The organism is Caldisphaera sp., from assembly GCF_046536515.1.
Lineage (GTDB): Archaea > Thermoproteota > Thermoprotei_A > Sulfolobales > Acidilobaceae > Caldisphaera.
Window position 1 is genome coordinate 1 of record NZ_JAWDMQ010000044.1, and the last position, 10,736, is coordinate 10,736.

General features: G+C 32.4%; 9 protein-coding genes and 1 tRNA gene. 5 read left to right on the forward strand and 5 right to left on the reverse strand.

Annotated features, from left to right (window positions below):
• Positions 1 to 442 precede the first annotated feature (442 nt).
• Both RXO53_RS06390 and RXO53_RS06395 read left to right on the forward strand, forming a co-directional pair.
• Entirely contained in the window at positions 443 to 883 is a 441-nt protein-coding gene (locus RXO53_RS06390) for a MaoC/PaaZ C-terminal domain-containing protein (RefSeq protein WP_410713413.1), read from the forward strand.
• A gap of 102 nt (positions 884 to 985) precedes the next feature.
• Positions 986 to 2,122: a CaiB/BaiF CoA transferase family protein gene (locus tag RXO53_RS06395; RefSeq protein WP_410713414.1), complete on the forward strand. Its 1,137-nt coding sequence runs from the start codon at positions 986 to 988 to the stop codon at positions 2,120 to 2,122.
• A 12-nt stretch (positions 2,123 to 2,134) separates the two neighbouring features.
• Here the strand turns inward: RXO53_RS06395 and RXO53_RS06400 are convergent, their stop codons facing one another.
• Positions 2,135 to 2,566: an archease gene (locus RXO53_RS06400; protein ID WP_410713415.1), complete on the reverse strand. Its 432-nt coding sequence runs from the start codon at positions 2,564 to 2,566 to the stop codon at positions 2,135 to 2,137.
• 251 nt (positions 2,567 to 2,817) lie between these two features.
• Here RXO53_RS06400 and RXO53_RS06405 point away from each other — a divergent pair.
• Positions 2,818 to 2,893, forward strand: a tRNA-Gly gene (locus tag RXO53_RS06405).
• A 374-nt stretch (positions 2,894 to 3,267) separates the two neighbouring features.
• Here RXO53_RS06405 and RXO53_RS06410 read toward each other — a convergent pair.
• Both RXO53_RS06410 and RXO53_RS06415 read right to left on the reverse strand, forming a co-directional pair.
• On the reverse strand, positions 3,268 to 4,692 hold the full coding sequence (locus RXO53_RS06410; RefSeq protein ID WP_410713416.1) for a replication factor C large subunit: 1,425 nt from the start codon (positions 4,690 to 4,692) through the stop codon (positions 3,268 to 3,270).
• A gap of 2 nt (positions 4,693 to 4,694) precedes the next feature.
• Positions 4,695 to 5,672: a replication factor C small subunit gene (locus RXO53_RS06415; RefSeq protein WP_410713417.1), complete on the reverse strand. Its 978-nt coding sequence runs from the start codon at positions 5,670 to 5,672 to the stop codon at positions 4,695 to 4,697.
• Between the two features lie 133 nt (positions 5,673 to 5,805).
• Between RXO53_RS06415 and acnA the strand changes: the two genes are divergently transcribed.
• On the forward strand, positions 5,806 to 8,493 hold the full coding sequence (gene acnA / locus RXO53_RS06420) for an aconitate hydratase AcnA (protein WP_410713420.1): 2,688 nt from the start codon (positions 5,806 to 5,808) through the stop codon (positions 8,491 to 8,493).
• A gap of 352 nt (positions 8,494 to 8,845) precedes the next feature.
• Here acnA and RXO53_RS06425 read toward each other — a convergent pair whose 3' ends face one another.
• Positions 8,846 to 8,971 carry a hypothetical protein gene (locus tag RXO53_RS06425; RefSeq protein WP_410712786.1) on the reverse strand — a complete coding sequence of 42 codons (126 nt, stop codon included), beginning with the start codon at positions 8,969 to 8,971 and terminating at the stop codon, positions 8,846 to 8,848.
• Between the two features lie 280 nt (positions 8,972 to 9,251).
• Here RXO53_RS06425 and RXO53_RS06430 point away from each other — a divergent pair, with 280 nt between their 5' ends.
• Positions 9,252 to 10,436, forward strand: a complete 1,185-nt coding sequence (locus tag RXO53_RS06430; protein WP_410713418.1) for an MFS transporter — start codon at positions 9,252 to 9,254, stop codon at positions 10,434 to 10,436.
• Between the two features lie 63 nt (positions 10,437 to 10,499).
• Here RXO53_RS06430 and RXO53_RS06435 read toward each other — a convergent pair.
• Positions 10,500 to 10,736, reverse strand: a 237-nt coding sequence (locus RXO53_RS06435) for a zinc ribbon domain-containing protein (RefSeq protein ID WP_410713419.1), incomplete at its 5' end; no start/stop codon positions are given.

A 10,736-nucleotide genomic window follows, 5' to 3' on the forward strand; every position in this document is an offset into this window, starting at 1 on the left:
ATTAAAATATATGGAGGAGCTGCTACTGTTGTACTAGTTGTAGTAACTTTCTTAGTTGAATAATAATATGCTAATCCACCAGCAATTACAACAACTATTATTACAACAACTATTGCAATTAAAGTTCCTGTGGAAACAGATCTATACCTACTATTATCCAAGATTACATACACCTCTCTAATGTTTATTAGCATATCAGACTATTTAAGCATTTTTAATTAGTTTATTAATAAATTAATAACTAAATATTTTAGAGATAAAACAGTGTGTAAACTGCAAGCCCAAAACAGCTCTGAAAAGCCCATCAGGGCAGGAAGGTTCAGATATGTTGGTCTGAAGGATATGTAATACGACAGCTTTATTTTTAAAAAGTATTTCGATTATTATAATTTCAATTTAAAAATTTAAGCGGAGATTACTTAGTTTATAAATAGGGATAAAAATGGAAAAATTTTTTGAAGATGTTGCTGTAGGAGAAACTTATGAAACTTCTGGCAGAACTATAACTGAAGCAGATATAGTAAACTTTGCAGGAATAAGCGGAGACTTCAATAGAATTCACATGGACGAAGAATATGCGAAGAAAACAATTTATGGCACTAGGATTGCACATGGGCTTCTTGTAATTTCTATGGTTTCTGGATTAAGATTAAGAACTGTAAATTTTGATTCAAGCTTAATAGCGCTATATGGAATTGATAATTTACGTTTTACTTCTCCTGTAAAAATAGGAGATACTATAAGAGCAAAAATAACTGTTACCAAAAAAGAGGAAAAGGAAAAAGGTGGGTTATTAACATTAAGGCATGAAGTTCTTAACCAGAAAAATGAATTAGTTGCTGTGTTTGATTTATTGCTAATGGTATCATATAAAAATAGCTGACCCCCTTTCCGCCCTAAAGAGCGAGACTATTAATTATAAATTTAAAGTTTATAAAAGTATATAAATATCTCTTAGCTATTTATTAATGGGTGGTTAATATTCATGGATAACAATTATTTACCTTTAAAAGGTGTAAGAGTGCTTGATTTATCTCATACTGCATCCGGTCCTTTCGCAACACTGATTATGGCCGATTTAGGTGCTGAAGTGATCAAAATCGAACCTCCAGAAGGTGATGAGGCTAGAAAATTTGCTCCAATAGTAAATGGACTTAGTTCGTACTTTGCTTCGTTTAATAGAGGAAAAAAGAGTGTAATTTTAGATTTAAAAAACAATGAGGATAGAGATTTTCTTTATAACTTAGTCAAAGAAAGTAATGTTTTTGTAGAAAATTATAGGCCAGGGGTTAGAGAGAAACTAGGTGTAGATCCAGATACATTGTTTAAAATAAATAAAAATTTGATATATATAAGCATAAAGGGTTTCAGGCCAAACAGCCAATATAATGATAAACCTGCTTATGACTTAATAGTACAAGCTATGAGCGGTCTTATGCTTACAACTGGTATCGAAGGTGATCCTCCAATAAAAGTTCCTTTTGCAGTTTTTGATGTCATAACGGGCCTTTTTGCAGCATTATATGCTATATCAGGCTTATATTCAAGTATAAGACCTTTTTATACAGAGGTATACTTATATGATAGTGGATTGTTTTCAATGTCATTTATACCTTCGATGTATTTGATAGCCAAAGAAAAACCAAAAAGGCTTGGTTCGGCTCATCCTAGCATTGTGCCTTATCAGGCATTTAAAGATTCTCATAATAAATGGTTTATTGTTGCAGTAGCTAATGATAGACAATGGGAGAAATTATGTGAAGTAACAGGGCTTAATTCATTAATTAATGACCAAAGGTTTAAATCTAATGAGGATAGAGTTAAAAACAGAGATCAATTAATATCTATTTTGCAAGAAGTCTTTAGTAAAAATACCAGAGACTATTGGTTATCCCTATTTGAAAAGGCTAAAATACCATCATCACCTGTATATGATATTGATGAAGTCTTTGATGATCCATATGCTAATTATGTTCTGTTTGAACTAAATCAAAGTTTTGGAAAAATTAAACAATTAAAAGAGCCAGCAACTATAAATGGAAAAGAACCGATTTCTAATATATCTGTTCCTATGTTAGGAGAAAATACGCAAGAAATAAAACAAAGATTTAGAAAAAGTTAATATTAAACGTTTTTATATATCAACAACAAAAAATAAAACCCAACAATTCCCTTCCTGTCTAATTTCCATCTGTGAGTAAGTCATAGCTTTAACTATAGTTCTGTGTTCATGAATATTAGCGTCAAACTTATCTCCGTAAGCAATTGCATTAAGTTTGTTATTTTGTAAATCAACTTTAACATTGAATTTGCTAAATACCAATCCCTCAGAATCAGTATAGTATAGTAAAGATTCTATCCATTTATATAGTAAATTGTATAGGTCTAACCCTTCTATATCTATTTTTACATTGTTTATAGGTTTAACTTTACTTGTGTCTGTTATTATTTCATAAACTCCTAATGCGGCCTGTTCAAAAGCTTCGTTAATTGAATTACCTAATGCTTTTATTAATACATCACTTGTATGATCTAGGAATTCAAACCCTGGGCAGTTTAATTTCACACCCTCCACCAGGAACCCGTTAAGTAATGCAAGGTTATTTACTTTCATTTTCATTATTATAAAGGAAGCAAAGTAATTATACTAAAATAATTAGCAATTAAATTAATAATGCTAAAGAGTTGAATTCCTAAGCCTTGCAATTTCTCATATTTTTGCTTATAAATCAAATTAAAAGAATTACTTAATATTTATCACAATTAATTATGAAATTAATGTAATTTATAAGTCCCTATTATTTTGTATTAATATGGGCGGCGGTAGTCTAGCCTGGATTAGGACGCTGGCCCCCCAAGCCAGAGGTCCCGGGTTCAAATCCCGGCCGCCGCATGTTTTAATTTAAGATATTATTTAGACCAATTTCTTTTTCTATGTTAATTAATAATATTACTCTGTAAACTTTATAATATTATCACAGGATTTAGCATATTTTTAATTTTAATTAAAAAATTAATAATAGTTTTTAACTTTTTAGGATTAAGGTAGTAAAACTTTCTTCCTTGAGGTAGATAGTTCACAATTCATACATAATGAAGACTTCTGCAGCTAGTATAAACCTTAAATATACAAACTATATAGAATAACAGGGAGTTGACAATGCATAGAAACAAGTCAAAAAAGAAAACCTTATTGGTAATATTTGCTATAATATTGATTGTTGTATTCTTAATACCAGTAATAGGATTAATATTTGCACATTAAAATTATTTGCTTTTGCTTTTTCTATACTTTTTCTTTGATATTTCCTTGTTTTCAGACTTTACTCCAAATGTATCTAGAGAAACTTGTTTTTTCTCTTTTTCCTCTCCACTTTTCATCTTACTTATTTCTTTTTCCTCTCCACTTCTTCCTTCTTTTAATATTTCAATTTCTTTTTCTATGTCTTTAAATCTATTGCCTGTTAAGTATTTTAAATCATCCTCATTAAATCCATAAGCTCTTGATAACATAGCAGCTTTCTCTATATTCCCATATCTTAACATAACTATTATATATTGCATTAAATCAGACTTAACAAACCTCTGAGAAGTATGTAACCTTTTAGCCAATAGAGTAGCTATTCTATCTCTGCTTTCTCTTAAACCTTTTAGCTGTGCCATAACTTTAATCCTTTCAGGATAAGAAAATCTATTTTTAAGCAATTCCCCATTTTTTCTTGAGAAAGTAATTCCAGGACCTATTAAGTCAAAAACATATGAAAGCATATCCCAATTTCCAGATTTCGCTCTTCTTAAAAATAATGATGCTCTAGATAAAGAGTCTAAAGCCCTAAATAAATCTTCATAATCACCATATTTCAATGGAACATTATCATTAAACCATGCTATTAAAGTTTCATAATCTTCTTCGGAATTTGTAACTGCTCTTTTAGCTTGCCACGCCTCTTTTGCATAAAAAACTCCATTAAGTGTTCTCCATAAATCGATACTTTTATCCCTACCTTTAATAACAAGCGATACAATATTATATGTTACTTTACCATAACCTTCAGCTACTGACTCTAAATCATTTATGGCTCCTCTTAAATCGCCCATACTTTTCTCTGCAATATATTTTAAGGCCTCTCTTTCACACTCTAGTTTTTCTTTATTACAAATGTTTTGAAGGACTGATATTACCTGATTTAAGGTTAAATTTTTAAATTCAACCATAGAGACTATTTCTCTTAAAGGTCTTAGTTGATCCTTCCAAGGGTCATTAGCAGTTAATATGATTGGGTTTATTGTATTTGGAATTATTTTAATTAATTCATCGATTCCCCCTATATCACCTCTCGGGCTTAAACCATCAACCTCGTCCATTAAAATTAATGTCATTTTTTTAAACAAGGGCCTTTTTTGGGATGCTATAGCAACTCTTTTTCTAATGTCCTCTTTTCTTCTGTAATCGCTGGCATTTAATTCCAGCAACTCTAAATCATATTCTCTAACAATTGCTTCAACAAGGCTCGTCTTTCCAACACCAGGAGGGCCATATAATAGTAAGGCCTTTTTTTCAGGTCTTCTTCCTTCAAGCCAAGAATGCAACCAGGTTAAGATTTGGCTTTTAGCTTCTTCTTGATTTACTATATCGTCAACTTTTTTAGGTCTGTATTTAATTATCCATGGCATTTTTATTTCAAAGGACAAATTTAGGCACCCAACTTCTTGCCCATCATAGAAAGCCATGCCAAAAACGCGCTAAGTTGTATATCTTCATCGCTACCCTCTGCGATTCTAAAATGAATTTCTCCAAGGTAATCGGCTATTAAAACTCTTAATTCTTCGCTTATTTTTAAGTCTGTTCCCATTATTTCTCTATGTATTTGCCTTACCACATCTTCGCCGCTCAAACCATATTCTATCATAACTTTCCTCAGTAGTTCTCTTGCCTCAATGAAATTACCTTTTAAAGATGTTTCTATCATATCTCTAACATCTTTCGGCCTTGCCATACCGACTACTTTAAACACAAGATCTGAAGACACCTTACCTAAATAAGCTGATGCTTGTAAAATATTAATAGCTTTTCTCATGTCTCCTTCCGATATTTCATATATTACATCCAAAGCATCTTCTTCATAGTCAATTTTCTCCTTATCGGCTATATACTTAAGGCGATTTACTATATCTTCTTTCTTCAAAGCTGTGAATCTGAAGAAAGCGCACCTGCTTTGTATTGCATCAATTATTTTAGAAGGATAATTTGCAGCCAAAATAAACCTGGTTGACGCGCTATATAATTCCATGAGTCTTCTTAGAGCCTGTTGAGCATCGCTTGTCATATTATCGGCTTCATCCAATAATATAATTTTAAATGGAATATCTGATGGTGTTTTACTTCTAGCAAATTCCTTTACTTTTTCTCTTATAGTATCTATGCCTCTTTCATCGCTTGCATTAAATTCTAACATAAATTGTTGATATACATCTCCGTATAAGTCGTGTGCTAATGCATGAGCAGCCGTAGTTTTACCAGTTCCAGGAGGCCCAGCAAATAGTAAGTGTGGCATGTTTTTTTCGTTAACGAATTTCATAAGTCTAGCTGTTATATCCTGTTGATTTATTATATCCTTTAAAGATCTTGGTCTATATTTTTCTGTCCATAGAAGTTCTGTAACTGAACTCATTTTTTCACCATATATAATAAGTATTCTCAGAAATTTAAATTAAACACCTCTTGTTATAAAAGTTATATAAAATTAATAAATTACGCTTTAATAACTCAATTTTAACATTCTATCTTGGGTGCCAGAAATGGCAATGAAGAAAACTATCGACAAATTATTTGAAAGTATTGATACATATTTGGGAAAGGCTTCTATAGTCAACTTAAATAAAATAGATGAGCTTGGCTTGGGTAAACTAAAAGAAATACCATATTCTATGAGAATTTTGGTAGAAAACATAATAAGAAATTATGATGGTTTTGTTGTAAGAGATGAAGATGTGAAGAATATATTGGATTGGAGTAAAAATGCGGGTAAAGAAGAAATTCCTTTACATCCTACAAGAGTTGTTATGCAAGACTTTACAGGGGTACCGGCTGTTGTTGACTTAGCAACTATGAGAGATGCATTTAAAGATCTAGGAAATGATCCTAAGCTGGTTAATCCACAAATTCCAGTTGATTTAATTATTGACCATAGCGTGCAAGTTGATTATTATGGAACTTCAATGGCTTTGCAAAAGAATATGGAAAAAGAGTTTGAAAGGAACTCAGAAAGATATAAACTTTTAAAGTGGGCCCAAAAGTCGTTTAAGAATTTCAGGGTTGTTCCTCCAGGAAAAGGTATAATACATCAAGTTAATTTAGAATATTTAGCTAAGGTAGTTTGGATTGGTGAAACAAAAAGAGGACTTACAGCATATCCTGATAGCGTTTTAGGAACAGACAGCCATACAACTATGATTAATGGATTGGGCGTATTGGGTTGGGGCGTAGGAGGCATTGAGGCAGAAGCAGTAATTTTAGGTCAGCCATACTATATGCTTATACCTGAGGTAGTTGGGGTAAAATTAATAGGGGAATTAAAACAAGGCGTTACTACAACAGATTTGGTTTTATATATAACGGAAAAGCTAAGAAAGAAGGGAGTTGTTGGAAAATTTGTAGAGTTTTATGGAGAAGGAATTAAAAAACTAAGCGTGCCTGATAGAGCAACTTTAGCTAACATGGCTCCCGAATACGGTGCAACTATGGGATACTTCCCTATTGATGATGCGACCATTCAATACTTGCTAGGTTCAGGTAGAGATCCTAAGCATGTTGAATTTGTTGCAGAGGCAGCTAAGTTATTGGGTTTATGGTATGATCCAAGCAGTGAACCAAAATATAGCGATGTAGTTGTTATAGATTTGGGTGAAGTTGAGCCATCAATTGCTGGTCCTGCAAACCCTGAAGATAGGATTCCATTAAAGGAAGCAAAAGATGTTTTGAATAACTTAATAAGTAAATATTTGAGTGAAAAGAAAAGAGAACCAAAGAGTATAACGTTAAAGTTAGGAAACGATGTAGTTGAATTAAGAGACGGTAGTCTAATAATAGCTGCAATAACTAGCTGTACAAATACAAGCAATCCTAGTGTTATGATTGCTGCTGGGCTAGTTGCTAAAAAGGCAGTTGAAAGAGGGCTTAAAGTTAAGCCATGGGTAAAAACTAGTAATGCTCCTGGAAGTAGAGTAGTTACTGAATATTTAACAAAATTAAACTTATTGCCTTACTTAGAGGCTTTGGGATTCCATATAACAGGTTATGGTTGTACTGTATGTATTGGGAATACAGGCCCATTAAGAAAAGAGATTGAAGATGCATTAAGGAAAGAAGGATTATATGCAGCAGCAGTCTTAAGCGGTAACAGAAACTTTTCTGGTAGAGTACATCCATTGGCGAATGGGGCTTTTCTAGCAAGCCCTCCTTTAGTAGTTGCTTACGCTTTGGCTGGAAGAATTGATATAGACTTTAATAAAGAACCAGTAGGATATGATCCCAATGGTGAAGCTGTGTATTTAAAGGATATATGGCCTAATAGCGATGAAATAAGAAACGCTATGGAGGTAGCGCTTGATCCTAAAGTATATCAAGAAAAGTATAGTGATGTATTTGAAGGAACAGATTCATGGAACAAACTTGAAGTTAAAGAAAGTGAAACATATGAATGGGATGAAAATAGCACCTATATAAAGAAGCCGCCATTCTTTGAAGGATTAAAAGAAAATGTAGAGGAATTGCATGATATTAGAGGTGCAAGAGTATTAGTTTATGCACCAGATAGAACTACTACGGATCATATAAGTCCAGCAGGTAATATTAATCCCAATTCAAAAGCTGGCCAGTATTTATTGTCATTAGGCGTTAAGCCCAATGAATTAAATTCATGCGGAAGTAGAAGAGGTAACCATGAAGTCATGATGAGATGTACATTTGACAATCCCAAGTTTAAGAATTTACTAGTAAAAGACAGAGAAGGAGGGTACACAATTTATTGGCCTACAAAAGAAATAATGCATATATTTGATGCATCAGTTAAATATAAACAAGAAAAGATACCGGTTATAGTTATAGGAAGAAATCAATATGGTATGGGAAGTAGTAGAGATTGGGCAGCAAAAGGACCATATTTATTGGGAGTTAAGGCTGTTATAGCAAAATCTTATGAAAGAATTCATAGAAGTAATCTAGTTGGTATGGGTATATTGCCGTTAGAATTTATGCCCAATGAAGGACCTGATGAGTTAGGATTAGACGGAAGCGAAATATATGATATATTAGGAATAGAAGAAGGTTTAGCTCCAAAGAAAGTAATAACTGTTAAGGCAAAGAAAGAAAATGGAAAGATTGTAGAATTTAAAGCAAAAGTTAGACTAGATACACCCATAGAAATAGAATATTATAAAAATGGTGGCATATTACAATATGTTTTAAGAAAAATACATAAAGAAAATAAATAATTTTTTCTATCTAAATAAAATATGATAGTTTGCATATTATAGCAAATTTTTTATTTAAAAAGTTACAATATCTTTAAGATAAAATAATCTGACTTCCTCCCCGCTCTAAAGGGCGAGGCTTTCAGTTGTAAATTAATCAAAATATAATATTCATTAGTAATCTTTTTAATTTTAATATTTTAAAAAGGAATACCAAGTAATAATTGAACTATAATTTAAAACTTTTTTAAGGCTTCTTTTTAAACTAACCCCCCGGTGCTCCATGGAATGGTGTATCCTTTAGTCTGACCTCTTCCCCGCCCTGAAGGGCGAGTTCCCTGAGGTCTAGAGGGTTACACCCCTTTTACGGGTGCTACTCTATTATCCCCCAAGCCGATATTGCGGGAGAAATCGGCTCCCGCTCCTCATGTTTTAAGAGTTGATCGGCTTGGAACCCTATTTTATTACACTTGTTAGTTGGGGTAGAGGCGTACCTCATGTTTCAGTGACGCATACCCCTTTAGCAGCTGTCTCAATTTTTAATAAGTTTCTAAACTTAAAAAGCTTTACCCCGCCCCTAGAAGGGACTTGTCGTTCGCTTTATCACTTGTTTTTTCACCACTTTTAAGGAAAAGTTCTCTTAGGTGATCATAGGTTAGTCATACATAATTTTATCTAATATAAAATTTTTATACTTCTTGAATATTTTTTTGACATGAAATTAACCACTGACCAGGGGATAAAAATGCAACTTAATATAATAAAGGAGGTAGTATATAATGAATAATCAGAATAAAGTTTTATTGCCAATAGCTGGGTTTATATCGGCAGCTATAATGACAACGTCATTATCTACATTTGTATTGTTTGCTGGTTATTTTAGTTTAAGGCTAAACGTTAATATACAATCATTAATTCTATGGGGTAATGTCATTTATTTTGCAGGTATGCCTTTAGGCAAAATAATAGGCCGTTTCATTAAATTTTATAAGAACTTGCCTACTGCTTTGCTAGGAATTACTGTATTGATATCATTAACTATAGCATTGATGCCTTTTGTCAATTCATTTGTAGAATTAATGATATTTAGGTTTTTACAAGGTACTGTGACTATATATATGGAAGTCTTTTCCAACATCTACTCTTTTTTATATGATAAAATTTCAACAAGGAATTTGGCTTCAGCAATATCAATCTCAGGAATACCAGGAGGGGTCGCAATAGGTACTTCCGCATATGTTTTAACTAAGGAAAACCCTGTTACCATTTTTACTTTATTTTCATTAATATCTTTATTTTCGTCAATACTATACGTTTTATTAATAAGAAGAAATAAGCCTGTTATGTATAAACTGAAAGAAGAGATTCCAGGGACAACTTATAATTATGGAAGAACTTGGCTTATGGGCTTATTATGGGCAACAATAGCAGGAGGAAATTTGGTTTTAAGTATAGCATTACCACAATACATTTCTTCATATAGTCCTAACGATATAACTTTAGCTATGCAGGTATTTGGCTATAGTGCTGTATTGCTTACTATTATTGGAGGACTAATAGGATATTATTCTAAATCACTAAATAACATGATAAAGGTTATTGCAGTTAGTTATTTATTAAGTTTAATAGGATTTTTAATTATTTCTTATGGACAGCCTAAATATATGTTTTTAGCATTAGCTATAATATTAATAAATGCAGAAGCAATTGTTGTACCATTTATTTATTCAATACCAAGATATTTATATCCAGAAAAATTGGTAGCAAAAGGAACGTGGGAATTTGCTTTAATAGGATCATCGTTTCATATCTGGTCGTCTATTCTAGTTTTGGAAATAGGTTTTTATTTTAGCTTTAGGTTAGTTATGTTAATGCTATCTTTTCCTCCATTATATGGAATAGTTTTTTCATTAATGCTACCTAGATTGATTAAAAATAATATTCTGACCTCCTCCCAGCCCTGAAGGGCGAGGGTTCCCCTCATCTGTTCGGGATTACATCTGTCATCTGAGGGGCAGTCGGGGTGGTCAGAGATCCCCTTTTTTGTATGCTTTCTTTTCAATGTTTAATACTGCTATTGTATCCCTATTAGCCTCAAAACCGCATTTATTACACTTCAGCTTCCTATAACCAACCTCTACAAGCTTTGAACCACATATTGGGCATATTGATGATGTACCTTTAGGATTGATAATAATTGATGGTACTCCCTGCTTTTCACATTGCCAATCTATCCAATGCTCTAGTCTTCTATAGCTTAGAAT

Excerpts from the sequence above, each read along its gene's own strand:
- RXO53_RS06390 (WP_410713413.1), top strand. The coding sequence starts at position 443 with ATGGAAAAATTTTTTGAAGATGTTGCTGTAGGAGAAACTTATGAAACT.
- RXO53_RS06395 (WP_410713414.1), top strand. The coding sequence starts at position 986 with ATGGATAACAATTATTTACCTTTAAAAGGTGTAAGAGTGCTTGATTTA.
- RXO53_RS06415 (WP_410713417.1), bottom strand. The coding sequence starts at position 5,672 with ATGAGTTCAGTTACAGAACTTCTATGGACAGAAAAATATAGACCAAGA.
- acnA (WP_410713420.1), top strand. The coding sequence starts at position 5,806 with ATGAAGAAAACTATCGACAAATTATTTGAAAGTATTGATACATATTTG.
- RXO53_RS06425 (WP_410712786.1), bottom strand. The coding sequence starts at position 8,971 with ATGAGGTACGCCTCTACCCCAACTAACAAGTGTAATAAAATAGGGTTC.
- RXO53_RS06430 (WP_410713418.1), top strand. The coding sequence starts at position 9,252 with ATGAATAATCAGAATAAAGTTTTATTGCCAATAGCTGGGTTTATATCG.